This window comes from Pantoea sp. S61 (assembly GCF_016625145.1).
GTDB classification, from domain to species: domain Bacteria; phylum Pseudomonadota; class Gammaproteobacteria; order Enterobacterales; family Enterobacteriaceae; genus Pantoea; species Pantoea rwandensis_B.
Map to the genome: position 1 here is coordinate 31960 of NZ_JACVUO010000012.1, position 26443 is coordinate 58402.

Consider the following 26443-nt stretch of genomic DNA (forward strand, 5'->3'; position numbering starts at 1 on the left):
ATACCTGATTGATTTCCGCTGACGTTAAAGCGGCAAGCGAGCGCATCACGATGAACGCACTGAGGTCAGTGATTCAGGTGAACAAGGGCAGCCCGCGCATCAGACAGTGGAAATATGACGGGTATTTATATCATAAAAAAGGCTGGATCAATATCCAGCCTTCAATGTTTGGGTTTTCGTCAGCCGGACCGCAATCGTCCACGCGTCATCACCAGCTTAGCGTCACTCAATCGCGTGGTGTTTTGGCTCAGGTGACAATGGGTGATGGCGATGGCCAGCGCATCAGCGGCATCGGCTTGCGGGTTAGCGGGTAGTTTCAGCAAGGTGCGCACCATGTGCTGAACCTGACTTTTTTCTGCCCCACCGGTGCCGGTTACCGTTTGTTTGACCTGACGCGCTGCATATTCGAACACCGGCAAATCGAGATTCACCGCCGCCACAATCGCTGCGCCGCGCGCCTGGCCCAGCTTTAGCGCTGAGTCTGCATTCTTCGCCATAAATACCTGCTCGATAGCAAAATAGTCTGGCGAGAATTGGGTGATGATTTCCGTCACCCCGGCGTAAATCAATTTGAGGCGAGAAGGTAGATCGGTAACGTTGGTGCGGATACAGCCGCTGCCCAGATAGCTGAGCTGGCGGCCAACCTGACGAATCACACCGTAACCGGTGACGCGCGAGCCGGGGTCAATCCCGAGAATGATCGCCACTACGCGCCTCCGGCTGTTCGGTTAATGGAAAACGCCATTACAGCGTTTCCGCGATCTCATCAGAAATTTCACCATTATGATAAACTTCCTGCACATCGTCGCAATCTTCCAGCATGTCGATCAGACGCAACAGTTTCGGTGCCGTTTCCGCATCCATTTCCGCTTTGGTGGAAGGGATCATTGAGACTTCAGCGGTATCCGCTTTCAGGCCACCGGCTTCCAGCGCATCACGCACTGCACCCAGTTCTTCCCACGCGGTAAACACATCAATCGCACCGTCGTCGTAGCTCACCACGTCTTCCGCACCGGCTTCCAGCGCCGCTTCCATGACCGCATCTTCATCCTGGCCTGGCGCAAAGGAGATCACACCCTTTTTGCTGAACAGGTAAGAAACGGAACCGTCGGTGCCGAGGTTGCCACCGGTTTTGGTAAAGGCGTGACGCACTTCGCCCACGGTACGGTTACGGTTGTCACTCAGACACTCGATCATCACCGCTGAGCCGCCAGGACCGTAACCTTCATAGATGATGGTTTCCATGTTGGAATCATCTTCGCCGCCCACGCCGCGTGCAATCGCACGGTTCATGGTGTCACGGGTCATGTTGTTGGACAGGGCTTTGTCCATTGCTGCGCGCAGACGCGGGTTCGAGCCGGCATCGCCGCCGCCCAGTTTCGCTGCGGTCACCAGCTCACGAATGATTTTGGTGAAGATTTTACCGCGCTTAGCGTCCTGCGCCGCCTTGCGGTGCTTGGTATTCGCCCATTTACTATGTCCAGCCATCTTTACTGTTTCTCCGATCTTTAACAGGGTGCAGGCTATCTCACTTGCAATCTTGTCCCCCGGCAGTGCTCGCAATCCTCACGTACAAAAGTACGCTCCGGTTGCTGTGCGCTGGCGGTGAACAACCTTGCTGCGCCGATAACGCCTGACTGTTCATTATTGGGCAACCTGTAACTGACACTTTGTGCCGATTACGCCCATCTGTTCAATTTTAGCGGTGCAAGATGAATGCCTGGCACCGGATTTAAGTACGAAGGGTATACGCTTCGTCGAATTCGTGGAATCTACCTTAATTGCCGCCGGAAAAACGCGCGGCGGCGGGCATTCAGGTAAATTCTTCGATTGCCTGGCGGTTACTCCAGGACTTGGTCAGGGCTGCGGCTGCGGCAGCATCGAGCCAGCGCGCGGCGAGATGCTCCGTAAGAAGGAGATCGCGCTCTTGCGGAAGTGCCAGCCGGAACCAGTGCTCACGGTTGTGCGTGATGCCAGGTGCGTAGCGATGGCGATAGTGCGGGAAGATTTCAAACTCAATATGCTTGTGGCAATCATCCAGCACCAGCTGTTCGCCCGTGACATCGATACCCAGCTCTTCCGACACTTCGCGTTCTGCCGCCTGGCGCGGACTTTCACCCGCTTCCAGGCTGCCCGTCACAGATTGCCAGAAACTTTCATCATCCTGTCGCTGCAGCATTAACACCCGGCCAGTATCTCGCGCAAAAATCACCACCAGCACTGAAACCGGATGTTTATAGCCCATTACTTGTTCTCTGACTTTTCTTTCTTCGGCGCCACAAGAATGCCGAGATCCAACAACGCTGCCGGGTTGGCTTCGCTTGGCGCTTCGGTCATCAGGCACGCCGCTGCAGTGGTTTTCGGGAACGCGATAACATCACGGATGTTGTCGGTGCCGGTCAGCAGCATGGTCAGACGGTCCAGACCAAAGGCCAGGCCCGCATGCGGTGGTGTGCCGTATTTCAGGGCATCCAACAGGAAACCAAACTTCTCGCGCTGCTCTTCTTCGGTAATACCGAGAATGCTGAACACGGTCTGCTGCATTTTACCGTTGTGGATACGCACGGAACCGCCGCCCACTTCGTAGCCATTGATCACCATATCGTAAGCGTTCGCCACGGCCTGCGTCGGGTCAACCGCCAGCTGTTCAGCCGTCAGTTCTTTCGGCGAGGTGAACGGGTGGTGCATCGCAGCCAGACCGCCCTCTTCATCCGCTTCAAACATTGGGAAGTCGATGACCCACAGCGGTGCCCACATGCCTTCGTCAGTGATCTTCAGGTCGCGGCCCACTTTCAGACGCAGTGCACCCAGAGCATCTGTGACAATTTTGGCACGGTCAGCGCCGAAGAAGATCAGATCGCCATCTTGTGCAGTGGTGCGGTTCAGAATCGCTTCCACGATTTCTGGCGTCAGGAACTTCGCGACCGGGCTCTGTACACCCTCGAAGCCTTTTGCACGCTCGTTGATCTTCATCCACGCCAAACCTTTGGCGCCATAAATCTCAACAAACTTGGTGTACTTATCAATCTGCTTACGCGTCAGCGCTGCGCCACCCGGCACACGCAGCGCGGCAACACGACCTTTCGGATCGTTAGCCGGGCCAGCGAACACCTGGAATTCCACGCTTTTCAGCAGGTCAGCTACGTCCACCAGCTCCATTGGGTTACGCAGATCGGGTTTGTCAGAACCGTAACGGTTCATGGCTTCGGCAAAGGTCATTTGCGGGAAATCACCGAGATCCACGCTTTTCACGTCGATCCACAGTTCACGAATCAGACGCTCCATCTTTTCACGCACCTGCTCGGCGGTCATGAAAGAGGTTTCCACGTCGATCTGGGTGAATTCTGGCTGACGGTCAGCACGCAAGTCTTCATCACGGAAGCATTTAACGATCTGATAGTAGCGGTCGAAACCGGACATCATCAGCAGCTGTTTGAACAGCTGTGGGGACTGCGGCAGCGCATAGAATTTGCCTTTATGCACGCGGCTTGGCACCAGATAGTCACGCGCACCTTCTGGCGTGGCTTTGGTCAGCATCGGGGTTTCGATATCGAGGAAGCCCTCGTTATCCATAAAGCGACGCACGAAGCTGGTGATTTTCGCACGGGTTTTCAGGCGCTGCGCCATTTCCGGACGACGCAGGTCCAGATAGCGATAGGTCAGACGCGCTTCTTCGCTGTTGGTCTGGTTAGAGTCCAGCGGCAGTGGTTCAGCGCGGTTGATGATGTTCAGCGCATGAGCAAACACTTCGACATCGCCGGTGGCCATATCGCTGTTGCGGTTTTTCTCTTCACGCGCACGCACGGTGCCGGTGATCTGGATACAGAATTCGTTACGCAGCTCAGAGGCCAGCTGGAAAGCGTCCTGATGATCGGCGTCGAAGAATACCTGTGCGATACCTTCACGGTCGCGCATATCGATAAAAATCAGGCTACCCAGATCGCGACGGCGGTTAACCCAACCGCAGAGAGTGACTTGCTGACCCACGTGAGACAGATTGAGCTGTCCGCAATATTCTGTACGCATAACGTATCCTTTTAACTTCGCCGCTGCTGCCAGACAGCATCAGGCCGCGTAACCTTCTGAGATGCTGTCGCAAAAAAGGCGGCTATTATAATGGAAAAACCCAGGCAGGATAAGTAGAGCCAGATCAAAGCGGACAAAACATTGCGGTTTATCGCACGGATTTTCCTGCCAACACCAAAACAGGGTACATTACCTGGCCTATTCCCGCCCGCAAAAGGATTCAGGAGCCACGTTTGACACTTCGCATTGGATTACCGCAATGGCAGCATCCCCGCTGGAAGCAGTATGGCCTGGAAACTCTGGCGGATTACGCACAGCTGTTTGACTGCGTCGAGGGCAACACCACGCTGTATGCGCTGCCCTCTCCGGAAGCAGTGATGCGCTGGCGCGATATGACACACGATGACTTTCGCTTCTGCTTTAAATTTCCCAACAGCATCAGCCATAAAGCCGCGCTTCGGAACTGCGATGAACTGCTGAACGAATTCTTCCGCTTGCTCGATCCGTTAAGCCAGCGCATCGGGCAGTATTGGCTGCAACTGCCGGCAACCTTTTCACCTGCGCAATTGAAAGACTTGTGGCTGTTCCTTGATAGCCTGCCGCGCGGGTTTAGTTACGGCGTGGAAGTGCGCCACGAGCAGTTTTTTGCCAAAGGCGAGGCTGAGCGCGCGCTCAACCGTGGCCTGCTGGAACGCGGCGTGAATCGCGTGATCCTCGATAGCCGTCCGGTGCACGCGTCCACCTCGCAAAGCGCCGCCGCCGTGGACGCCCGGGCGAAAAAACCGCGCGTGCCAACGCATGCTGTGCGCAGCGGTTCGCAACCGATGGTGCGCTTTATCGGCAGCGATAGCGTGGATGAGAGCGTGCCGCTGTTCCAGCCGTGGCAACATAAACTGGCGGAGTGGCAGACAGAAAGCGATCCGATGCTGTTTATCCATACGCCGGATATGGGCGAGGTGTTTCCCTTGCTGCAGGCGCTGTGGCCTCAACTGTTGCAGCTTGAGCCTTCGCTGCGCAATCTGCCCGACTGGCCGCAACAAAGCAGCTTGTTCTAAACTCAAAGCGGGTGCAGCCTGCGGGACTTTCTGACAGAATAGCGCCCTTTCCGATTCCTCTCTCCGGACTTTTCATTATGTCTGACCGCGATACGCTATTCTCTGCGCCCATCGATAAGCTGGGTGACTGGACTTTTGACGAGCGCGTGGCTGAAGTCTTTCCCGATATGATTCAGCGCTCGGTGCCGGGTTATTCCAACATCATTTCGATGATTGGCATGCTGGCAGAACGCTTCGTGAAGCCTGATAGCCAGGTTTACGATCTCGGCTGCTCGCTGGGTGCCGCCACGCTCTCTGTCCGCCGCAATATTCATGTGCCGGGCTGCCAGATTATTGCCGTGGATAACTCTCCGGCGATGGTGGAGCGTTGCCGCCGTCACATTGATGCCTTCCGCGCGGACACGCCGGTGCACGTGATTGAAGCGGATATTCAGGATATCCATATTGAGAATGCTTCAATGGTGGTGCTGAACTTTACCCTGCAATTCCTTGAGCCTCCTGCACGTCTGGAACTGCTGAAAAAAATCGCCAACGGCTTGAACCGTGGCGGCGCGCTGGTGCTGTCTGAGAAGTTCAGCTTTGAAGATAGCGAAGTGGGCGATCTGCTGTTCAACATGCACCACGATTTTAAACGTGCTAACGGCTATAGCGAACTCGAGATCAGCCAGAAACGCAGCATGCTGGAAAACGTCATGCTCACCGACAGTGTAGAAGCGCACAAAGCGCGTCTGAAAACCGCCGGTTTTGCCTACGCTGAGTTGTGGTTCCAGTGCTTTAACTTTGGTTCTTTGGTAGCGTTGAAATGATTGATTTTGGCCGTTTTTATCAGCAAATCGCCACCGGCCCATTGGCGAGCTGGCTTGAAGTCTTACCCGCACAAGTAGCGGCCTGGCAGCGTGAAAATCTGCACGGTAAATTCCGTGACTGGGAAAAGTCAGTGGATTATCTGCCGCTGCTAAACCCGCAAACGTTGGATCTGGTCAACAGCGTCACGGCCACGGCTGACGATCTCACCGATCGCCAACGTCTTGGTATTGAAAACCTGTTGCGCAACCTGATGCCCTGGCGCAAAGGTCCTTATTCCCTTTACGGCACCGAGATTGATACCGAATGGCGCTCGGACTGGAAATGGGATCGCGTGCTGCCGCATATCTCGCCGTTGACGCATCGCACGGTGCTGGATGTCGGCTGCGGCAGCGGCTATCACATGTGGCGCATGATTGGCGCAGGCGCGAAGCTGGTAGTCGGCATCGATCCGATGCAGCTGTTCCTGTGTCAGTTCGAAGCGGTGCGCAAGCTGCTGGGTGACGATCGTCGCGCCCATCTGCTGCCACTTGGCATCGAACAACTGCCCGCCTTGCAGGCTTTCGACACCGTGTTTTCCATGGGTGTGCTGTATCACCGCCGCTCGCCGCTCGATCATTTACTGCAGTTGAAAAATCAACTGGTCAGCGAGGGAGAGCTGGTGCTGGAAACGCTGGTGGTTGAGGGGGATGAAAACACCGTTCTGGTACCGGGTGAACGTTATGCGCAAATGCGTAACGTCTACTTTATTCCGTCTGCCGCCGCGTTGAAAGGCTGGCTGGAGAAGTGCGGATTTGTCGATGTGCGCATTGCGGATTACGCGGTGACATCAACGGAAGAGCAACGTCGCACCAGCTGGATGACCAGCGAATCACTGGCCGAGTTCCTCGATCCTAACGACAGCAGCAAAACCATTGAAGGTTATCCAGCACCGCTACGCGCGGTACTGGTGGCACGCAAGCCGTAATGCTTAACGCCGCGACAGCGCCAGCTTCGCGGCGAAACCGATAAACACACAGCCCGTCAAACGATCCATCACTTTCAGCACGGTTGGACGACGCAGATGCGCAGCAAAATACTGACTGCCGCCAATCAATACCGCATTCCATACCAGGCCAATCATCATATGCGTTAACGCCATCAGGGTGCACCACAGCGCCACTGACGCACCGGCCGGAATAAACTGTGGCAGGAAAGTGACATAAAACACACCGACTTTCGGATTTAACAGATTGCCGAATAATCCTCGCGAGAAGCAGGCGAAATAGCTTTGCTCTTTGCCCTGCACACTCTGGCTCTCTTCCGCCTGGGAGCGGGGATTCAGCAGCAGTTTAACACCGAGATAGAGCAGATAGGCGGCGCCGACCCACTTCAGCAGGTTATACGCCATTTCGGAAGCCAGCAGCAGCGCGCCGAGACCCAGCCCCACCGCTACGCCCCACACCAGACAGCCCATAGTGACGCCCAAAGCGGTGGCTGATGCCCGTTTCCAGCCTTGTGCGGCGGCGGAACGCAGCACCAGCGCGGTATCAAAGCCTGGCGTTAAGGTCAGAATAGTAATGGCAAAAAGAAATGAGAATATCAGTGTCATGGCGAGCTCCCTGTCAGTTGGCCGCTATCTTAACCTTGCCGCAACATCTTGACGATAGTTACCTTCCGTCAGCAATTGATAATAATTCTCAACCTTCCAGCAATGATAAAACGGCTTATTCCCCCTCATCCGCCACGGCTGGCGGGCGATTCCAATACTGATATTTATAGGCAGAACTCAGGTGACGCTCGATGGTGCCTTTGGCAAACACCTCGGTTTCATGCAGATAACTCAGCGTACAGTTGCCCACCTCATCCCATAACTGACACTCATCAACTGAACTTAAGGTACTGACTGGCGTGGTAGCGAAGCCATTAAGCCGCAGCTCTCGCCACTGCTTATCATAACTGTAGGTATCTTTACCGCGCGCACTGGACGATGAGGTGACCAGCCCTTGTGGATTCCAGCGCCAGGTGCTCTCTCCGTTGGTCATCACATCACTGCCGCGCGCTACGCTCTTCTCCAGGCGGAAATGTTTATCGTAGCGGTAGGTGGTATCGGTGAAGCCATCTTTGCCCATACTGGTGAATTTGTCGGACGAACTGATGATGTTGCCATGCTGGCCCATTTGCCAACTGATGGTGCCCTGGCGGTTATCCACCACTTCCTCTTTGCCCGCTTTTACCACTTTGACCAGGTAGGCATACTCCGCCACCCAACCTCGCTGCACGCGGGCGATGTGCTGCTCCATGGTCAGCACCACGTTGCCTTCGTTCTTGTCATACGTAATGTCGGCAACCATCAAATCCCCGCACTGATCGAACTGCCCCAGCACGCGTTTTTGCGAATCGACATCTTTACCGAATTCCCCTGCCACCACCTGACGTACCGCGCCTTTGGCATCACCCCCCAGCATAATCCAGTTGTTGCTGCTGGTAATGTTTTTGCTCAGAGGCGGACAGGCAGTGCTCACAGCCAGCGCCGTGCCAGACAGGGGGAACAGCAGCACTAAAACAGCACAAGAGTAGGATTTCATGAATGTTATCCGCGCTAAGCCATAGAGTAATCAAAGCATCTTTTTTAACAATGCGCTATCAACGGCTATACGGCAGATAAAAAGAACCCCAGCAAATGCGCTGGGGTTTGGTACTTGCAAACATCACGTCAGAGTTTTGGCGTGCTGCGCGGCAAAACGGGTGCGAACTCAGGCGACACGAACCGCGGTCATTTCCAGCATACTTTTCATCGCTTCGACCACATCGCCGTCGACACAAGTTCGGCTGAATTCGTCGACTTCTGCTTCGGAGCACATAGAAACACCGGCTTTACGGTAGCGCATCGGCGAAGCAACTAATCGGCTTGCGGAGCTGTGGACTTCCTGCAGCCCACTATCAATAAATTTCTGCAAATTGCTCAAACGGACTCCGGCACCGGCCATAATAATTGGACCCGTGCTCAGTTCATTTAGTTCCCGCAACAATGCAATTCCAGTTTCCGCGCTCTGCTGCTGGCCGGAAGTCAAAATACGCGCAACGCCTAAATCCGCCAGTACGTCCAGCGAACGTTTGGGGCTGTGGCACAAATCAAAAGCGCGGTGGAAGGTCACCGCCATGCCATCACTAAGCGCCATGATCTGCCGCATGCGCACAATATCCACATGGGCATCTTCATCTAGCATGCCGATCACCACGCCGGGGAAACCGAGTTCACGCATCAGCGCCACGTCGGATTTCATCACCTCAAATTCCTGTGCGGTGTAACAAAAATCGCCGCCACGCGGGCGAACAATCGGGTGAACCGGTATGGACAGTTCACGCTGTGCGGCTTCCAGCACGCCAGCTGACGGCGTCAGCCCGCCTTCGCGTGGGGCACTGCACAGTTCCACGCGATCGGCACCGGACTGCTGTGCAGTCATTGCACAGTCGATGCCGTAGCAACAAATTTCCAGTTTCGTCATAGCTTGCTCCTTTTCATGACTTCTGGCTCGAGAGGATGGCTTAAGTTAGTCTGCTTAATTGGACAGTTTACGTGGAAACCTCACTATGGCATTCGATTTTGATCAATGGATAGACCGTCGTCACAGCGATAGTTTGAAGTGGCACAAATATGGCGATCGTGATGTGCTGCCTTTATGGGTTGCAGACACGGATTTTCGCTCGCCACCCTGCATTATTGAGGCCATTAAAAAACGCGCCGATCACGGTGTTTTTGGCTATGGCGGTACGCCCACGGGATTGATTGATATCACTGTTTCCCGCCTGGCGCAGCGCTACAACTGGCCTATTCAGCCGGAATGGATCGTTATGCTGCCTGGTGTCGTCAGTGGCCTTAACCTTTCGGTCCGCGCGTTTACCGAGGCTGGGCAACGCACAGTCGCGCCAACACCGATTTACCCACCGTTCCGCGCTGCCTCAAAACTCGCCGAGCGTGAACAGATCAATTTGCCGCTGCAATTACAGCACGACCGCTGGGTCGTCGATCTCGATACGGCTGCGATGCAGGGTAATGAACGTCTGCTGATGCTGTGCAATCCGCAAAACCCCGGCGGCACGGTGTATCGTCGCGAGGAACTGGAGGCGCAACTGGCGTTTGCTCAGCAACACGATTTAATCGTTTGTTCTGATGAAATTCACTGTGATTTGATTTTGTCGCCTGATGCCCGCCACACGCCTTTCGCGGCATTGAGTGATGATGCCGCACAGCGCAGCATTACGCTCATCTCGCCGTCGAAAACCTTCAACATCGTCGGTCTGGGCGCATCAATGGCGATTATCCCCAATCCTGAATTACGCAAACGGTTTAAACAGGTACGCGAAGGTATTGTGCCAGGGGTCGATATTCTCGCACTGGTGGCAGCAGAAGCAGCCTGGCGTGAAGGTGATGCATGGCTGGAGGCGCAAATCCAGTACTTGCGAGCGAATCGCGACTGGCTGGTGGCGCAGGTGAATGCACTCCCCGAACTGCACATGAATTCGCCCGAAGCGACCTATCTCGGCTGGATTGATGCCAGCCAGCTGGATGTGGCCAGTCCCGCTCTCTATTTTGAAAAACACGGCCTCGGTTTTTCACCCGGCCGCGATTTTGGGGATGACAACTTCGTGCGCTTTAACTTCGGCTGCACGCGCGCTTTACTGGAGCAGGCGGTGAGCCGATTGCACAGCGCGGTCTTGGCACGGCGTTAGCCTTGTTCACTGGCGACAATCTCTTCTAATCGCCAGGGATGAAACTTGATGGTGGTTTGCCCGTCCGTCACCGCCAGTGTCGGGTTGGGCAAACGCTCATGCTCACCTTTTGGCGCGCTGGTTTTAAACGAAATGCCGGGTTGCGTCAGTGCATGATCGGAGAGCAAGGCCATCGCGCGCATACCCAATGTTTCTGGCTCACCGCGCAACACAATTTCCACATGTTCCCAGCCTTCATGGCGATACAATTTCTCACCCGGCCAGGGTAACTCAATCACATCGACCTGCCATCCCGCGAGCGTTAACGGCTGATGCAATTTGAACAAGCAGATCGGACGCCCGTTGATCATCGCTTCGGAAAACTGACTGCCCATCTGCAGCAATCCCGCCTTCCAGCGCTCCGCCGTTGCGAACTGATGGCAGCGCACCGCCAGGTGATCGGCCTCATGTTCGGATAACCGCAGCCCTAATCTTTCAGCAAATTGCTGCAAGGAGCGCTCAAATCGAGCCAGGTCTTGTTCTAAATCACTCAGTTCCGCAGGAAAATTCATCTCAACACTCCAGATACATCAATATCAGTTCAATTATTTTAATCAATTTAAAAACAGCAGCGCTTCAGAATCCCCTTGACAAAGTCGTCGGATTCCTCCGATTTCATCATGGAAAAGACCTGAAACCGCGTAAATAGGCCCTCTCTTTAGGATTATTCGCCTAAACAGGTCCAGCAGTTACTTTATGAAAACACCTTAAATCACTGTTAATATTAACGATAATTAATACAATAAGATAAGTCTTATTTCAGTTGCAAACAATTGCAGCTTGATACCCTTTCTTATAAATTTGTGTTTCACAACTACAAGGAATGGCTCTATGTCTATGCTCATTGTTGTCGCGGTCCTGATTGCATTGATGGGATTTGCAATTTCCCGCCACTGGAAGGTGCGTGAAGACAAAAGCGTTAAAAATCCTCGTCGCCACCCGCGTCGCCGTTAATCGGCGCGCGGGTTGCTGTTACCCGCCATTGCGCATGCTAAAAGCTGACGCACTTTAACATTTCACGTATACTTCCCCTCTTATTTTTCCGTCCCGCCGCGCTGTTGCGGGATGAAGGCATCGGCTCGCCGCCACTGGCGGGCCTTTTCAGCATATGAAGGTAACGCGGTGAATATTCAGGCTCTTCTATCCGATAAAGTCGGTCAGGCAATGGTAGCGGCGGGTGCGCCAGCAGATTGTGAACCTCAGGTTCGTCAGTCGGCTAAAGTGCAGTTCGGTGATTATCAGGCGAACGGTATCATGGCTGTGGCGAAAAAGCTCGGTCAGGCTCCGCGCCAGCTGGCTGAACAGGTGATTCAGCATCTGGATCTCGCCGGCATCGCCAGCAAAGTCGAAATCGCCGGCCCCGGCTTCATCAATATCTTCCTCGATCGCAACTGGCTGGCTACCCAGGCCGCGCAGGCTCTGCAATTGCCGCGCCTTGGCGTCAGCAGCCTCAAGCCACAAACCGTTGTCATTGACTACTCGGCACCCAACGTCGCCAAGCAGATGCACGTCGGTCACGTCCGTTCCACCATCATCGGTGACGCTGCGGTACGTACGCTGGAATTTCTCGGCCACAACGTGATCCGCGCCAACCACGTCGGCGATTGGGGCACCCAGTTCGGTATGCTGATTGCCTATCTGGAAAAGCAGCAGAATGAGCATCACGAAGATATCGCGCTGGCGGACCTGGAAGAATTCTACCGCGAAGCCAAGGTCACCTATGATGCGGACGAAGCCTTCGCCGAACGCGCCCGTGGTTATGTGGTGAAACTGCAAGGCGGCGACGAATATTGCCGCGCAATGTGGAAAAAACTGGTTGATATCACCATGAGCCAGAATCAGGAAGTCTATGACCGCCTGAACGTGACGCTGACGCGTAAAGATGTGATGGGTGAAAGCCTGTACAACGATATGTTGCCCGGCATCGTAAGCGACCTGCGTGAAAAGGGGCTGGCTGTAACCAGCGAAGGCGCAACCGTGGTGTTCCTTGATGAGTTTAAAAACAAGGAAGGCGAAGCGATGGGCGTGATCATCCAGAAAAAGGATGGCGGCTACCTCTACACCACCACCGATATCGCCTGCGCCAAATACCGCTATGAAACCTTGCATGCCGACCGCGTGCTTTACTACATCGATTCGCGCCAGCATCAACATCTGCAACAGGCGTGGACCATTGTGCGTAAAGCCGGATACGTGCCCGAGTCTGTGCCGTTGGAGCACCATGCGTTTGGCATGATGCTGGGCAAAGATGGTCGTCCATTTAAAACCCGCAGCGGTGGCACCATTAAGCTGGCCGATCTGCTGGATGAAGCCGTGGAACGTGCGCATGCGCTGGTCAGCGAGAAAAACCCGGAAATGTCAGCGCAAGAGCTGAAGGATCTGGCGGAAGTGGTGGGTATCGGCGCGGTGAAATATGCCGATCTGTCAAAAAGTCGCACCACTGATTACATCTTCGACTGGGATAACATGCTGGCGTTTGAGGGTAACACTGCACCCTACATGCAATATGCCTACACGCGCGTGCTTTCTGTGTTCCGTAAAGCCGGCATTGAAGCTGACAGCCTGAGCGGCGACATCGTGCTGACCGAAGAGCGTGAAGCGCAACTGGCGACTCGTCTGTTGCAGTTTGAAGAAGTGATCACCCAGGTTGCGCGTGATGGCACACCGCATGTTATGTGTGCTTACCTGTACGATCTGGCTGGCCTGTTCTCTGGCTTCTACGAGCACTGCCCAATCCTCTCCGCCGAGGATGAGCAGGTGCGTAACAGCCGTCTGCAACTGGCTGCATTGACCGCTAAAACGCTGAAACAAGGTCTGGATACGCTGGGTATCAAAACCGTCGAGCGTATGTAATAACAAAAAACCCGCCTCGGCGGGTTTTTTATGCGCTATTGGTAATTCACCGTCACTTCACTGCTCACCACTCGTAATCCCGGCGGTAATGCGCCCTTCCCCTGAAAACCGAACGCCAGATGCAGCGTCTCGTCAGCCGGAATATTCGCCAGGCTACGCGTTGAACCACTGCCGCCCTCAATCTCTACGCAACGCTGAGTCGCACACAGACGCACAATCAGCCCCGAGGGGGCTGGACGGCTCAACTGGTAACGCCAGTTCACCACCGTGATGGTGCCCACAGCGGGCGAAGGTGCTTTTAAAGCCGGCGTCGTGTGCCAGTTGCCGCGCACGCCGAGGCTCGGACCACTGGCACTGTCATTCCAGGATCCGGCTGCATCCACATAGAGCGGCAATGCCATCATCGGTAACATCATTAATGCCCAGTACCAACGACGCATGGTTATTTACCTCCGATGGTGGCAGTCATACGGATCTGGCGATTGTCGGTCAGTTCCATATTTGACAGCACCACCAACTGTGGCAGATTGCGGCGCAGGAATCGCGCCAGTAAGGCACGCAGCGGGTGATTCACCAGCAGCACCGGCGGTGCTCCCGTCATCTCTTGCTGTTGCAATGCGCCCTGCGTCTGCACTAACAGACGATCAGCCAGACCGGGCTCCAGCCCGCCGCCGCCCTGCAAGGCTTGCAGCAGCAGGCGTTCTAAGGTGGCATCCAGTCCAATCACCTGCACTTCACCGTTACCCGGGAACCACTGCTGAGTAATCGCACGGCCCAGCGCCACACGTACCACGCTGGTCAGCTCTTGCGGATCGGTCTGGACCGGCGCATGTTCCGCCAGGGTTTCGATGATGGTGCGCATATCGCGGATCGAAACGCGTTCAATCAACAGGTTCTGCAGCACTTTGTGCAGGGTGGTCAGGGTGATGACGCCCGGCACCAGATCTTCCGTCAGCTTCGGCATCTCCTGGGTCACGCGATCCAGCAGCTGCTGCGCTTCCTGACGGCCAAACAGCTCGCTGGCGTATTGACCAATCAGGTGGTTCAGATGCGTTGCCACCACGGTACTGGCTTCTACCACGGTAAAGCCCTGAATCTGCGCCTGCTCTTTCAACGCACTATCAATCCAGATTGCCGCTAAACCGAAGGCAGGATCGACTGTCGGTTCACCCGGCAAAGAGCCGGCTGCGGTACCAGGGTTGATCGCCATCCAGCGGCCCGGATAGGCATCACCGCTGCCAATTTCCACGCCTTTCATCAGGATGCGGTAACGCGCAGGCGGCAACTCCATGTTGTCACGGATGTGCACCACCGGTGGCAGGAAGCCCACCTCCTGTGCGACTTTTTTACGGATACTGCGGATGCGGCCCAGCAGCTCACCGTTTTGCAGATGATCAACCATGGGAATCAGGCGATAACCCACTTCGAGACCCAGTGAATCTTCCAACTGTACGTCTTTCCAGGAAGCTTCCACCGTGGCGGGGGTCTCCTGCGTTTTGACCAGACTAGTGGGTTCCGAGGAAGTCTTCGGTTTCATCTCTCGACCGCGCAACCACCAGGCCAGACCGAGCAACGCGGCGGTAAACAGCAGGAAGACAAAGTTGGGCATACCCGGCACCAGGCCGAGCAGACCGATAACACCACCACTCAGCATCAACACGCGCGGATTGCTGAACAGCTGGGAGACCATCTGATCGCCCACATCCTGATCGGTGCTGACGCGCGTCACGATAACACCCGCAGCGGTAGAGATGACCAGCGCCGGGATCTGTGCCACCAATCCGTCACCGATGGTCAGCAGTGTATAGGTTTCACCTGCGTGCCCCAGATCCATGCCGTGCTGCACCACGCCCACCAGCAGACCGCCGATGACGTTAATCACCATAATCAAAATACCGGCGATGGCGTCACCACGTACGAACTTACTCGCACCGTCCATTGAGCCGTAGAAATCGGCTTCCTGGGTCACTTCGCTACGACGACGTTTGGCTTCCTCTTCGCCGATTAATCCGGCGTTAAGGTCAGCATCGATCGCCATCTGCTTACCGGGCATCCCATCCAACACAAAACGCGCGCCCACTTCGGCGATACGTCCGGCACCTTTGGTGATAACCATAAAGTTGATGATAACGAGGATGATGAACACCACGATACCGATGGCAAAGTTACCGCCCACGAGGAAGTGGCCGAAAGCTTCAACCACGCGTCCGGCGGCATCGGCACCCGTATGACCCTCAAGCAGGATGATACGGGTTGAGGCGACGTTCAGCGCCAGGCGCAGCAACGTAGAGAACAGCAAAATGGTCGGGAATGCAGCGAATTCCAGCGTACGCTGGGTAAACATTGCCACCAACAACACCATGATCGATAAGGCAATGTTGAAGGTGAACAGCAGGTCGAGAATGAAGGCAGGTAACGGCAGCACCATCATCGACAGGATCAACATGATCAGTATCGGTCCAGCCAGCACCTTCCACTGCGTGTCTTTAAAGTTGCCCGGTAAACGCAGCTTTTCGGCCAGATTAGCCATCGTTTCTGTTCTCTCCTGCAAAGTCCATGTCTGCCGGAACCGGCAGCTGTTTTGGTTTGGTTGGGATCAGGCCACCTTCGCGTTTCCAGCGACGCAGTTGCCATACCCAGGCCAGCACTTCCGCCACGGCACCGTAAAGCGCGCCGGGGATGAACTGACCAATTTCCGTGTGTCGATACAGCGCACGCGCCAGCGGCGGTGCTTCTAAAATCGGAATGCGATGTTCTTTTGCCAGCTCACGAATTTTTAACGCAATATCGCCGGCCCCTTTCGCAATCACCTTTGGCGCGCTCATCTTGCCTTCCTGATACTGCAACGCCACCGAGTAGTGCGTTGGGTTGGTGACGATAACGTCAGCTTTCGGTACATCTGCCATCATGCGACGACGGGCCGCCGCACGCATCGCCTGACGAATGCGCCCTTTGACGTGCGGGTCACCTTCGTTTTGTTTGTGTTCGTCGCGGATTTCCTGGCGGGACATTTTCAGCTTTTTGAAATGGCTGTAGAGCTGCCAGAACACGTCGAAACCGACCATGGGTACCAGGCCCAGCATGATCAACGCACAGCTAATGGCAATCATGGTTAAACCGTGATGAAGCGCGTTGATGGGTGATTCACTGATTAACCGCAGCATCTCCTGCCAGTGTGACCAGATGTACCAGCCACCCACCAGCCCCACCAGCACCGCCTTCAAAATGGCTTTTAGCAGTTCCGCCCAGGTCTGGGAGGAAACCATGCGTTTAAGACCACTCAACGGGTTCAGCTTGTTGAAATCCAGCTTGATCGATTTACCGCTGATATTGATCCCACCCAGCAGCATCGGTGCAGCAATCGCCACGATCACCAGGCCTGCCATCAACGGCAGCAGCGCCATCACTGCCTGGCCGATCAGGTTGCTGATGTGGGCGATGATCATTTTGTCATCGGTCACCATGGCATGATCGAAACGAAAGCCAGTGGCCAACATGCTGGCCAGCTGTTCAGCCATCAGTTCGCCGCCGAGCCACAGGATCAGCAAGCCCGCCAGCAGCATCAGTACCGATGTCAGCTCGCGCGATCGCGGAATCTGCCCCTCTTCTCGCGCCTTCTCTAGTCGGTGCGCCGTGGGCGATTCTGTTTTGTCCTCGTCGCTCTCTTCAGCCACGACATACCTCAGCTGGCAGGAATTCTGAGCATAGGATGCCAAAACCCGCCAAGGCTAAAGCGTGGATTAAGGGGGGAAAATACGAGTTTATTTAGCCATAAGTGAAATTGCGCTGAGATCAGCAGTATGGGGCTGGCGATAAAAGCGCACCACCTCTCCCACCAGCAACAATGCGGGGGATTGCGCCTGCTCACGTGCAATAGTGGCGCTCAGGTCCGACAGCGTCGTCACCATCACGCGCTGGTCAGGCCGTGTACCATTTTCAATGATCGCCACTGGCGTAGTGGCAGCGCGTCCATGGGCTTGTAACTGGGCGCTGATGCTCTCGCTCCATTTCAGCCCCATATAGAACACCAGCGTCTGATTGGCGGCGGCCAGGCTGGCGTCGCCAAGCTGCGGCTCGCCGCTTTTTCCATGCCCGGTGATTAACCGCAAAGACTGCGCACAGTCACGATGCGTTAACGGGATGCCACTTGCCGCCGCACAACCTGCCGCTGCGGTGATACCGGGCACAACATGGCAGGCAATGCCCGCCTGCTGCAGAAACAGCATCTCTTCCCCGCCGCGGCCGAAAATAAAGGGATCGCCGCCCTTCAAACGCACCACCAATCGACCACTGGCCGCCAGATCCGCCAGCAGCTGATTAATCTGCGCCTGCTTCAGGCCATGGCTGCCCGGCTTTTTACCGACATCAATCGCCAGCGTGCCGGACGGGACTTCAGCCATGATCGCGTCGCTCACCAGGCGGTCATACACCACCACGTCCGCGCTTTTGATCAAACGCAACGCTTTTACCGTCAGCAGTTCGACATCGCCCGGCCCGGCCCCCACCAGCCAGACACCCCCTGGCGTCGCCTCTCCATTCTGGGGGTTGAACAGTTTATCGAGACGCCCAATGGCCTGAGTCATGATGCTCTCCGCTACTGCGCCACGCGCAGGGTTGCCAGTAAGTTTTTTAGCTCCGGAATACAGGAGCCACAGTTGGTGCCGCACTTCAGCGCTGCACCGAGTGCCGCTGGAGAATCGCAGCCCTGCTCAATCGCCCGACGGATTGCCACTTCACCCACGCCGAAACAACTGCAAATCGTCCGCCCCTGGCTTTCACCCAATGCGGGACGTCCGCCCAATAGCACATGGCGCTGCTGTGGAGAAGAGGGTGTTTCCGTAAAGGCTCGCGCCACAAAGCCATGATCGATCTCTGGCAGCCAGGGAGCAGCATAAAACGCACACATTAATCGACCGTTACGCCAGCCCAGCATGTGCAGCTGCTGTCCCGCCCGCGCCTGTTGCCACTGCAGTTCCTGCATCGTGGGGAGCTGCATTAACCAATCCGCTGCCTGCGCCTCGCCCGCCAGCACATAACGCTGTGCCCCCTGCTGCGGCGCACGCGACCAATACAGCACTGGCTGCGGCGTTATCACCTCAGGCAGGAACAGCCATCCCTGCCATGCCGGACGCAGAGGTTGCAAACGCACGGCGGTCTGCTTCAACGCAGGTTGCCCAGAGTCAGGACAGCAGTGAGCCGCCACTAAGCCGTCTACATTTGCCTGTGCACTAAACTGGCGTGTCCAGTGCATCGGGATAAACAGCTGACCACGCATTAACCCGCTGTCGATCACCACGCGGCCGCTCCACCAGCCGAGCGCAGACTGTACGCGTGTCAGGTCGCCCTGGCTCAAGCCGTGCGCCGCAGCATCATGCGGATGCAGCGCGACAAAAGGCTCATCGTAATGCTGCATCAGGCGCGGCACGTTGCCGGTGCGCGTCATGGTGTGCCACTGATCACGAATGCGCCCGGTGTTCATCAATAAGGGATAATGCGAACTGGTCAGCGTCTTAACTGGAATGGCGGGCGGCAGCAAACGTGCTTTGCCATCCACGTGAAAGAAACGACGATCGGCAAACAGCCGTGCGGTGCCCGTCGGCGCGCGGTCATTCAGCGGCCACTGTACGGGTGCGAGCTGGTCATATTGTTCTCGCGTAATATGTGCCAGTGCGCTGATATCGAAGGCGCGGCGGCCATGGTTTTCGAAGCCAGACAGTGCGGCATGCTCGGCGAAAATTTCGCTGGGGTGCTGCCAGGCAAAGGCTTCGGTATATCCCAGACGCTGAGCGACTTGCGCCAGTAACCACCAGTCAGGTTTCGCTTCGCCGGCTGGGGCGATAAAACTGCGCTGACGTGAGATACGGCGTTCAGAATTGGTCACCGTGCCGTTCTTTTCGCCCCACCCTTGCGCGGGCAGCAATACGTCAGCTAAATCAGCCGTATCACTGCGCGCGCTCACTTCTGATACCACCACCAATTCGCACCGGGCCAATGCCTGAGCGACACGATTGCCTTCCGGCATCGACACCGCCGGATTGGTGCCCATGATCCACACCGCTTTGACTTCGCCACGATTAATTGCATTGAACAGATTAACCGCGGTTAAACCGGGCTGACGCGCCACATGAGGGCTGTTCCAGAAGCGACTGACGCGATCCACTTCCACTGCGCTGAACCCCATGTGCGCCGCCAACTGATTCGCTAAGCCACCGACCTCACGCCCGCCCATGGCATTCGGCTGTCCGGTTAATGAAAAGGGACCCGCGCCTGCATAGCCGATTTTTCCACTCAGCAGATGCGCATTGATAATCGCATTGTTATTGTCACTGCCGGTTTGTGACTGGTTAATGCCCATACACCACAGCGTGAGTACGCGTGGTTGTGCAGCAAACCGCTGCCAGAAGCTGAGAATAGCGTGCTCACTGAGTTGACAGGCGACGGCCACCGTGGCCAGATCCCACGCTTTGCAGGCCTCCAGCGTGGTTTCGACGTTCGCCAGATGCGGCAGCATCGTTTCATCCACCGCCTCATTCTCGTTCAGCCAGTTAAGCAGCCCGGCGAAGAGCGCACTGTCCTATCCCGGCTGCAGAGCCAGATGCAGATCGGCGATATCACAGCTGGCGGTGCGACGTGGGTCGATCACCACCAGCTGCATTTCTGGTCGATCGGTTTTCGCCTGCACCAGGCGCTGCCACGCCACCGGATGCGCCCACGCCGCGTTTGAACCCACCAGCACCACCATATCCGCCTGCTCGATGTCTTCATAACAGCAGGGCACGGCATCGGCACCGAATGCACGTTTGTAGCCCACCACCGCCGATGCCATACATAAGCGTGAGTTGGTATCGATATTGGCGGCGCCGATAAAGCCCTTCATCAGCTTGTTGGCGGTATAGTAATCCTCAGTAAGCAGCTGGCCGGAACCGTAAAACGCTACGGCCTGCGGGCCATGCTTGTCGATAATATCGCGCAAGCCCTGTGCGACATGATCCAGCGCTTCATCCATGCTGACGCGTTCGCCATGGATCTGCGGCCAAAGCAAACGCCCCTCATGAGACAGCGTTTCACCCAACGCAGATCCTTTGACACACAGGCGACCAAAGTTCGCCGGATGCTGCAGATCACCGCTTACCAGCTGATCCGGCGCCTTAATCTCCACGCCACAGCCGACGCCACAGTATGGGCAGGTGGTTTTCATGATGCCGCCGCGAGCGCAAGAATGGGCTGATGGCCCAGCCACACTTTGCTGCCCTCCACGCGCACTGGCCAGCAGCGTAGTTGATGCTCGGCGTTATCTAAACTTTGCCCATCACGTAAACGTATGCGCTGCTTGTACAGCGGGGAGATCACCACCGGCTCACCCGCAACATCACCCAGAATGCCGCGAGACAGCACGCTGGCTTGCGTGCCCGGTTCGATATCCTCTAGCGCGTAAAAGGTTTCGCCAAAACGGAATAGCGCCACGCGTTGGCTTCCCAGTCGTGCGCCCATGCCCGCAGCCTCAGGAATGGCGGTCACATCGCAGATTTCACTCCAGGGTTCGGCAGGCACGTTGGTGACCGGAATGATGTCCATGGCGGCAGGTTGGCGTTGTTCGCGCACACGCACATAGTTGAGGGTCTCATCCATTTGTTGACTGTTAATCGTGGTAGTAAACAGTGCACGACGGGAGGGATCCTGTAGCGTGCTCTGCCATTCGCACTGGTAGCGATCCACCACCACTTGCATCTCCTGCTCCAGCATGTCGCCAATGCCGAGGGCATCCTCGATAATGACGCTGCGCAGGTAATCGAGCCCACCTTCCATGTTGTCCATCCACACGCTGGTGCGCTGTAAACGGTCGGCGGTACGCACATAAAACATCAGAATGCGGTCTACATAACGTAGCAGTGTCGCATCGTCCAGGTCGCTGGCGAACAGATCGGCATGGCGCGGTTTCATGCCACCGTTACCACAGACATAAAGGTTCCAGCCTTTGTCAGTGGCGATCACCCCAATGTCTTTGCTCTGTGCCTCCGCACACTCACGCGTACAGCCCGACACCGCCATTTTAATCTTGTGCGGGGCACGCAGCCCTTTGTAGCGGTTCTCCAGCGCGATAGCGAACGCGGTGGAGTCCTGTACGCCATAACGGCACCAGGTCGACCCCACACAGGACTTCACGGTGCGCAATGATTTGCCATAGGCATGGCCGGTTTCAAAGCCCGCCGCAATGAGAGTTTCCCAGATGTCAGGCAACTGTTCGAGTCGTGCACCAAACAGATCGATGCGCTGTCCGCCGGTAATCTTGGTATAGAGATCGTAGCGTGCCGCCACTTCACCAATCGCAATCAGCCCCTTGGGTGTGATTTCCCCGGCAGGCACACGTGGCACCACCGAGTAAGTGCCATCTTTCTGGATGTTGGCAAAGTAGCGGTCATTGGTGTCCTGCAACGGCAAATGCTGCGGCTTAAGCAGATACTCGTTCCAGCAAGAAGCCAGCAGCGAGCCCACCAGCGGCTTGCACACTTCACAGCCATGGCCACGACCATGTTGCTGAATCAGTTGATCAAAGGTGGTGATTTTGCCGACGCGAATCAGGTGATACAACTCCTGCCTTGAGTAGGCAAAGTGCTCGCAGATATCCTTTTTGACCACCACGCCCTGATTCGCCAGCTCCAGTTCCATGACCTGTTTCACCAGTGCGCTGCAGCCGCCACAGCCGGTAGCGGCTTTGGTGCAGCTTTTGATCGCGGCCATATCGCCGCAACCAGCCTGCACGGCGTCACAAATGTCGCCTTTGCTGACGTTATGGCAGGAGCAGATTTGTGCGGTTTCCGGTAACGCGGCCACGCCCAGCGCTTTAGAGGGCGCGCCTGCCAGCTGCGGCAGAATCAGGCTTTCTGGTTCACTCGGCAGTGGCATCTTGTTGAGCATCATCTGTAACAGGTTGCTGTAATCACCGCTGTCACCGACCAGTACCCCGCCGAGCAATGTTTTACTGTCTTTGCACACCACCAGCTTTTTGTAGATGCCTTTGGGATTGTCGGTCCAGTGATAACTCTGGCTGTCTGCGGTACGGCCATGCGCATCACCGAACGATGCCACTTCTACACCAAGCAGTTTGAGTTTGGTGCTCATGTCCGCGCCGTTGAACGCCAGTTCCTCCTGTGCCAGCTGTGCTGCCAGCACCCGCGCCATCTGATAGCCCGGCGCGACCAGCTCAAAAATCTGTCCTTGCCACAGCGCACACTCGCCTATCGCATAGACGCCTACGACGTTGGTTTCACAGCCGTCGTTAATGGCAATGCCGCCCCGTTCGCCGAGCTGAATACCCGCCGCCCGCGCCAGTGCATCACGGGGTCGGATACCCGCTGAGAACACAATCAGATCGGTTTCTAACACACTGCCATCGGCAAAGCGCAGCTGCACGCTGCCGTCCGGCTGACTTTCAATCGCTTCGGTCTGTTTGCTGGTGTGGATCTGCACGCCCAGTGCGCTAATTTTGCCGCGCAGCATCTGCGCGCCGCCGTCATCCAGCTGCACCGCCATCAGACGCGGAGCGAACTCCACCACGTGGGTTTCCAGTCCCAGTTGCTTGAGCGCATTAGCCGCTTCCAGACCCAGTAAACCACCCCCGATCACCACACCGCGCGTGGCCTGGTTGGCGCAGGCCGCGATGGCATCCAGATCGGCCAACGTGCGATAGACAAAACAGCGTGGGCTCTCTCGTCCCGGCACCGGTGGCACAAAGGGTACGGAACCCGTGGCCAGCACCAGTTTGTCCCACGCCAGTTCTGCTCCGCTGGCATCACGCAGACTGCGCTTGTCGGTATCAATCGCCAGCACTTCGCACCCCGTGCGCAGTTCTATTCCGTGTTGCGCGAAGAAGTTGTCGCTGACCAGTGACAGATCGTCGGCGCTTTTTCCGGTGAAGTATTCCGTCAGGTGCACACGGTCATACGCCATTTGAGGTTCGTCGCCATACACCACGACATGGTAGTGGTGATGCAGTTCGCGACTCACCAGCTGCTCAAGAAAATGGTGGCTGACCATGCCGTGGCCCACCACGGCGAGAAGAGGTTTGCTCATCACATTGCTTCCTGCAGCACCAGGCTGCGTTAAGGGATTATCCAGACCGAACAGCGCGTGAATGCCTACGTGTTCCGCCTGTTGTAATTGGGTTAGCAGCGTGCTGGCGCCCTGGCTGTCACCAAACAGCAGCACGCCGCGCAGTGCGCCATCGCGTAAGAACAGACGGCGATAGTGGCCGTCGAAAGGATCAAAACTGATGATGGATTCACCTTCGCGGATGTCGCCCGCACTGAACATCTCAATGCCAGTGACTTTGAGCCGCGTACCGCTCTCCTGATGGTGAAAATCCGCCACTGGCTCGCCGGCCAGCTGTGCCGCCAGCACCTCAGCCTGAGCGAGGCAAGGTGCCACCAGACCAAAAGTTTCACCGTCGATTTCACAGCATTCGCCCAGTGCATAGACGTGAGCGACCGAGGTTTGCAGCTGACGGTTGACCAGAATCCCGCGCTGGCACGGTACGCCAGCCTGCTGTGCCAGTGCGATTTCAGGCACGACGCCAATCGCCATCACCACCTGCTGAGCAAGCAGTGACGTGCCATCGGTGAGCGTAACGTGATCGCGATGGATCGATTGCAGCGACACGCCAAGGCGGCAGTGGATCCCGCGTTGGGTGAGATGCTGGGTCAAGAGCGCGCCTGCCTGTTGATCCAGTTGGCGATCTAGCAGCCATGGACGGTGATGCAGCAGCGTGACGTCGCGCCCACGCAGGCGCAGCGCCGCAGCGGCTTCCACGCCAATCAATCCGCCGCCCAGCACCACCACGGGTCCATCCTGCGCCAGCATGGTGTCGACATCGCGCAAGGTGCGAAATCCCAACACCTGCGGGCGCTCAACACCCGGCAGATCCGGCATTCGGGGTTGTGAACCACAGGCGAACACCAGCTTGTCCCAGTGCAGCGTGCGTTGGTCGGTGAATACCGTCCGTGCAATGAGATCCACCTGCAGCGCTTCTTCACCCATCAGCAGTTGCACGTCGTGTGCGACATACCATTCCGGCGTGTGAATCAACGTGTCAGCGAAGTCTTTTTCCCCAGACAGCACCGGTGACAGCAGCACACGGTTGTAATTGCCCTGTGCTTCACGGCCAATCACCGTGATGGCATAGCAGCCTGGCGCCCGTTGCAACAAGGTTTCCACCATGCGCATCGCCGCCATCCCGTTACCAATCACCACCAGATGCTGTACCATCGCCCGCTCCTTACGCCACTGCCGTCTGTTTTTCGTAGAGGAAATGCAGAACCTGCTGGCGTAGCTGGTGGTAGCGCGGCTCATCCGCCAGCGCCACGCGGGAACGTGGGCGTGGCAGATCAATCGTGAGGATCTCGCCAACCTGCGCCGCCGGGCCGTTAGTCATCATCAGCACGCGATCCGACAGCAACACCGCTTCATCCACGTCATGGGTGATCAGCACAATGGTGGTTTTCAGCTCCTGCTGGATGCGCATCACGCTGTCTTGCAGATGGGCACGCGTTAAGGCGTCGAGAGCCCCAAAGGGTTCATCTAAAAGCAGCACGCGCGGTTTCATCGCCAGCGCACGTGCAATACCCACGCGCTGTTTCATGCCGCCGGAGATTTCCGAGGGACGCTTGTGCATGGCATGGCCCATCTGCACACGATTGAGGTTGTGTTCGATCCACTCGCTCATCTCGCCTTTGCTCATTTGCCCTTTAAACACCTGCTGCACCGCCAGCTCGACGTTTTGATACGCGGTCAGCCATGGCAGCAATGAATGGTTCTGGAACACCACCGCGCGCTCGGGGCCGGGGCCGCTGATTTCACGGTTTTCACACAGCAGCACACCGCTGCTGGGTTGGGTTAGGCCAGCAATCAGGTTGAGCAAGGTGGATTTACCGCAGCCGGAGTGACCAATCAGGCTCAATGTTTCGCCCGCGTGGATATCAAAACTCACGTTATCGAGAGCCAGAAATTCACCGCTGGCGGTATTAAAACGCTGACTCACCTGTTGTACGCGAATAATCGGATTCATCATCGGCTCCCTATTTATCCCAGCTAAAACGACGTGCCAGCAGCATCAGTGCCTGCTCCAGCAACAGCCCGATCACGCCAATCACCACAATGGCGATCAGGATGTTTTCCACGTTGAGGTTGTTCCACTCGTTCCAGATCCAGAAACCTATGCCGAGCCCGCCGGTCAGCATCTCGGCGGCGACGATCACCAGCCAGGCGATGCCCATCGACAGGCGCATGCCGGTGAGCACGGCGGGCAATACCGCCGGGAACAGGATGCGCCGCATCACCGTCCATTCGTTGAGTTGCAGCACGCGGGCGACGTTAAGGTAATCCTGCGGAATACGCTGCACGCCCTCGGCGGTGTTGATCACCATCGGCCAGATCGAGCAGATGAAAATGGTCCAGCTGGAAGCGGGTTCCGCACGCTGTAATAGCAGCAGACCAATTGGCAGCCATGCCAGTGGGCTGACCGGACGCAGCAGCGCGATGATTGGATTAAACATGCGCGCCACAAAGGTGAAACGGCCAATCAGGAAACCGGCAGGAATACCCACCAGCGCCGCCAGACCAAAGCCCACCGCCACGCGTTGTAGTGAGGCCACCACGTTCCAGCCAATACCCTGATCGTTAGGACCGTTGTTATAGAAGGGATCGGCGAACAACGTCACGGCCGCCTGCCAGGTGGCAAAAGGCGTTGGGAAGCCTTTGCTCGACATCGATGCCAGTTGCCAGACAAACAGCAGCAGAATGACGCCGCAACTCGCCGGGATCAGTCGCTGTAGCAGCGGCCGCAGCCAGCGCTGACGTGCGCGCGGTTTCTGTGGCACGTTAAGCGCAATCACCTGCGCCGGTTGAGCGACGACTGGCGTCGCGGCGTTCAGCGTACGAGCTTCAGATTTCATGCTGAC

The 26443-nt window shown here is 56.5% G+C and carries 21 protein-coding genes and 1 pseudogene; 6 read left to right on the forward strand and 16 right to left on the reverse strand.

Annotated elements, in window-relative coordinates; all coding sequences use genetic code 11:
- Positions 1 to 179: 179 nt before the first annotated feature.
- From ruvC to aspS, 4 genes are all read right to left on the reverse strand, one after another.
- Positions 180 to 707 (reverse strand): crossover junction endodeoxyribonuclease RuvC, encoded by a 528-nt coding sequence (ruvC, locus tag IAE30_RS19965; RefSeq protein WP_038646509.1) that lies wholly within the window; start codon positions 705 to 707, stop codon positions 180 to 182.
- Between the two features lie 37 nt (positions 708 to 744).
- Positions 745 to 1488 (reverse strand): YebC/PmpR family DNA-binding transcriptional regulator, encoded by a 744-nt coding sequence (locus IAE30_RS19970; protein WP_038646507.1) that lies wholly within the window; start codon positions 1486 to 1488, stop codon positions 745 to 747.
- Positions 1489 to 1813: 325 nt separating this feature from the next.
- Positions 1814 to 2245 carry a dihydroneopterin triphosphate diphosphatase gene (nudB, locus tag IAE30_RS19975; protein ID WP_200680804.1) on the reverse strand — a complete coding sequence of 144 codons (432 nt, stop codon included), beginning with the start codon at positions 2243 to 2245 and terminating at the stop codon, positions 1814 to 1816.
- Positions 2245 to 4026: an aspartate--tRNA ligase gene (aspS, locus tag IAE30_RS19980; protein ID WP_200680805.1), complete on the reverse strand. Its 1782-nt coding sequence runs from the start codon at positions 4024 to 4026 to the stop codon at positions 2245 to 2247. Before aspS ends, nudB begins: the two co-directional genes overlap by 1 nt.
- Positions 4027 to 4259: 233 nt before the next feature.
- On the opposite strand from aspS, the gene IAE30_RS19985 reads away from it, so the two are divergent.
- From IAE30_RS19985 to cmoB, 3 genes are all read left to right on the forward strand, one after another.
- Positions 4260 to 5081, forward strand: a complete 822-nt coding sequence (locus IAE30_RS19985; protein WP_038646499.1) for a DUF72 domain-containing protein — start codon at positions 4260 to 4262, stop codon at positions 5079 to 5081.
- Positions 5082 to 5158: 77 nt separating this feature from the next.
- Complete coding sequence (gene cmoA / locus IAE30_RS19990; RefSeq protein WP_200680806.1) at positions 5159 to 5887, forward strand: carboxy-S-adenosyl-L-methionine synthase CmoA; 729 nt, start codon at positions 5159 to 5161, stop codon at positions 5885 to 5887.
- A complete protein-coding gene (gene cmoB / locus IAE30_RS19995) occupies positions 5884 to 6852 on the forward strand; it encodes a tRNA 5-methoxyuridine(34)/uridine 5-oxyacetic acid(34) synthase CmoB (RefSeq protein WP_038646493.1) in 969 nt (322 codons plus the stop codon). Before cmoA ends, cmoB begins: the two co-directional genes overlap by 4 nt.
- A gap of 3 nt (positions 6853 to 6855) precedes the next feature.
- On the opposite strand, the gene IAE30_RS20000 is transcribed toward cmoB, so the two are convergent.
- The 3 genes from IAE30_RS20000 to cutC all read right to left on the reverse strand — a co-directional run bounded on the left by IAE30_RS20000 (position 6856) and on the right by cutC (position 9373).
- Positions 6856 to 7476, reverse strand: a complete 621-nt coding sequence (locus IAE30_RS20000) for a LysE family translocator (protein WP_200680808.1) — start codon at positions 7474 to 7476, stop codon at positions 6856 to 6858.
- A 115-nt stretch (positions 7477 to 7591) separates the two neighbouring features.
- Entirely contained in the window at positions 7592 to 8452 is an 861-nt protein-coding gene (locus IAE30_RS20005; RefSeq protein ID WP_200680810.1) for a hypothetical protein, read from the reverse strand.
- Positions 8453 to 8620: 168 nt separating this feature from the next.
- Positions 8621 to 9373 carry a copper homeostasis protein CutC gene (gene cutC / locus IAE30_RS20010; protein ID WP_038646489.1) on the reverse strand — a complete coding sequence of 251 codons (753 nt, stop codon included), beginning with the start codon at positions 9371 to 9373 and terminating at the stop codon, positions 8621 to 8623.
- A gap of 85 nt (positions 9374 to 9458) precedes the next feature.
- Here cutC and IAE30_RS20015 point away from each other — a divergent pair, with 85 nt between their 5' ends.
- On the forward strand, positions 9459 to 10598 hold the full coding sequence (locus IAE30_RS20015; protein WP_200680812.1) for a MalY/PatB family protein: 1140 nt from the start codon (positions 9459 to 9461) through the stop codon (positions 10596 to 10598).
- Here IAE30_RS20015 and IAE30_RS20020 read toward each other — a convergent pair.
- Positions 10595 to 11149 (reverse strand): VOC family protein, encoded by a 555-nt coding sequence (locus tag IAE30_RS20020; RefSeq protein WP_038646487.1) that lies wholly within the window; start codon positions 11147 to 11149, stop codon positions 10595 to 10597. The two genes, IAE30_RS20015 and IAE30_RS20020, sit on opposite strands and share 4 nt — an antisense overlap.
- 319 nt (positions 11150 to 11468) lie before the next feature.
- On the opposite strand from IAE30_RS20020, the gene IAE30_RS30290 reads away from it, so the two are divergent.
- Together IAE30_RS30290 and argS are read left to right on the forward strand one after the other, a co-directional pair.
- The gene (locus IAE30_RS30290; RefSeq protein ID WP_007889544.1) at positions 11469 to 11591 is read left to right on the forward strand and encodes a hypothetical protein; all 123 of its coding nucleotides are present in this window, start codon (positions 11469 to 11471) and stop codon (positions 11589 to 11591) included.
- A gap of 168 nt (positions 11592 to 11759) precedes the next feature.
- Positions 11760 to 13490, forward strand: coding sequence for an arginine--tRNA ligase (gene argS, locus IAE30_RS20025; protein WP_045832925.1), 1731 nt, complete (start codon positions 11760 to 11762; stop codon positions 13488 to 13490).
- 35 nt (positions 13491 to 13525) lie between these two features.
- Here the strand turns inward: argS and IAE30_RS20030 are convergent, their stop codons facing one another.
- The 8 genes and pseudogenes from IAE30_RS20030 to ntrB form a co-directional block, all read right to left on the reverse strand.
- Positions 13526 to 13930 carry a flagellar protein FlhE gene (locus IAE30_RS20030; protein ID WP_200680813.1) on the reverse strand — a complete coding sequence of 135 codons (405 nt, stop codon included), beginning with the start codon at positions 13928 to 13930 and terminating at the stop codon, positions 13526 to 13528.
- Between the two features lie 2 nt (positions 13931 to 13932).
- A complete protein-coding gene (flhA, locus tag IAE30_RS20035) occupies positions 13933 to 16020 on the reverse strand; it encodes a flagellar biosynthesis protein FlhA (protein ID WP_045816039.1) in 2088 nt (695 codons plus the stop codon).
- On the reverse strand, positions 16013 to 17164 hold the full coding sequence (gene flhB, locus IAE30_RS20040) for a flagellar biosynthesis protein FlhB (protein WP_034828621.1): 1152 nt from the start codon (positions 17162 to 17164) through the stop codon (positions 16013 to 16015). Before flhB ends, flhA begins: the two co-directional genes overlap by 8 nt.
- An 87-nt stretch (positions 17165 to 17251) precedes the next feature.
- Entirely contained in the window at positions 17252 to 18073 is an 822-nt protein-coding gene (cobA, locus tag IAE30_RS20045) for a uroporphyrinogen-III C-methyltransferase (protein WP_200680814.1), read from the reverse strand.
- Between the two features lie 11 nt (positions 18074 to 18084).
- Positions 18085 to 20688, reverse strand: a pseudogene (locus IAE30_RS20050) (molybdopterin-dependent oxidoreductase).
- Positions 20685 to 24752 carry a nitrite reductase large subunit NirB gene (gene nirB / locus IAE30_RS20055; protein ID WP_200680815.1) on the reverse strand — a complete coding sequence of 1356 codons (4068 nt, stop codon included), beginning with the start codon at positions 24750 to 24752 and terminating at the stop codon, positions 20685 to 20687. The pseudogene IAE30_RS20050 and the gene nirB overlap by 4 nt, the downstream one beginning before the upstream one ends.
- 10 nt (positions 24753 to 24762) lie before the next feature.
- Positions 24763 to 25551: an ABC transporter ATP-binding protein gene (locus IAE30_RS20060; protein WP_038646473.1), complete on the reverse strand. Its 789-nt coding sequence runs from the start codon at positions 25549 to 25551 to the stop codon at positions 24763 to 24765.
- 10 nt (positions 25552 to 25561) lie between these two features.
- Positions 25562 to 26437 (reverse strand): nitrate ABC transporter permease, encoded by an 876-nt coding sequence (gene ntrB, locus IAE30_RS20065; protein WP_200680816.1) that lies wholly within the window; start codon positions 26435 to 26437, stop codon positions 25562 to 25564.
- Positions 26438 to 26443 lie beyond the last annotated feature (6 nt).

What these genes read in the sequence shown, in the direction of transcription:
- IAE30_RS20030 (WP_200680813.1), bottom strand. Translation starts at nt 13,930, where the DNA reads ATGCGTCGTTGGTACTGGGCATTAATGATGTTACCGATGATGGCATTG.
- cmoB (WP_038646493.1), top strand. Translation starts at nt 5,884, where the DNA reads ATGATTGATTTTGGCCGTTTTTATCAGCAAATCGCCACCGGCCCATTG.
- ntrB (WP_200680816.1), bottom strand. Translation starts at nt 26,437, where the DNA reads ATGAAATCTGAAGCTCGTACGCTGAACGCCGCGACGCCAGTCGTCGCT.
- nudB (WP_200680804.1), bottom strand. Translation starts at nt 2,245, where the DNA reads ATGGGCTATAAACATCCGGTTTCAGTGCTGGTGGTGATTTTTGCGCGA.
- IAE30_RS20000 (WP_200680808.1), bottom strand. Translation starts at nt 7,476, where the DNA reads ATGACACTGATATTCTCATTTCTTTTTGCCATTACTATTCTGACCTTA.
- IAE30_RS20060 (WP_038646473.1), bottom strand. Translation starts at nt 25,551, where the DNA reads ATGAATCCGATTATTCGCGTACAACAGGTGAGTCAGCGTTTTAATACC.
- aspS (WP_200680805.1), bottom strand. Translation starts at nt 4,026, where the DNA reads ATGCGTACAGAATATTGCGGACAGCTCAATCTGTCTCACGTGGGTCAG.
- IAE30_RS20020 (WP_038646487.1), bottom strand. Translation starts at nt 11,149, where the DNA reads ATGAATTTTCCTGCGGAACTGAGTGATTTAGAACAAGACCTGGCTCGA.
- IAE30_RS19970 (WP_038646507.1), bottom strand. Translation starts at nt 1,488, where the DNA reads ATGGCTGGACATAGTAAATGGGCGAATACCAAGCACCGCAAGGCGGCG.
- IAE30_RS30290 (WP_007889544.1), top strand. Translation starts at nt 11,469, where the DNA reads ATGTCTATGCTCATTGTTGTCGCGGTCCTGATTGCATTGATGGGATTT.
- cmoA (WP_200680806.1), top strand. Translation starts at nt 5,159, where the DNA reads ATGTCTGACCGCGATACGCTATTCTCTGCGCCCATCGATAAGCTGGGT.
- flhA (WP_045816039.1), bottom strand. Translation starts at nt 16,020, where the DNA reads ATGGCTAATCTGGCCGAAAAGCTGCGTTTACCGGGCAACTTTAAAGAC.
- cobA (WP_200680814.1), bottom strand. Translation starts at nt 18,073, where the DNA reads ATGACTCAGGCCATTGGGCGTCTCGATAAACTGTTCAACCCCCAGAAT.
- IAE30_RS20015 (WP_200680812.1), top strand. Translation starts at nt 9,459, where the DNA reads ATGGCATTCGATTTTGATCAATGGATAGACCGTCGTCACAGCGATAGT.
- IAE30_RS20005 (WP_200680810.1), bottom strand. Translation starts at nt 8,452, where the DNA reads ATGAAATCCTACTCTTGTGCTGTTTTAGTGCTGCTGTTCCCCCTGTCT.
- cutC (WP_038646489.1), bottom strand. Translation starts at nt 9,373, where the DNA reads ATGACGAAACTGGAAATTTGTTGCTACGGCATCGACTGTGCAATGACT.
- nirB (WP_200680815.1), bottom strand. Translation starts at nt 24,752, where the DNA reads ATGGTACAGCATCTGGTGGTGATTGGTAACGGGATGGCGGCGATGCGC.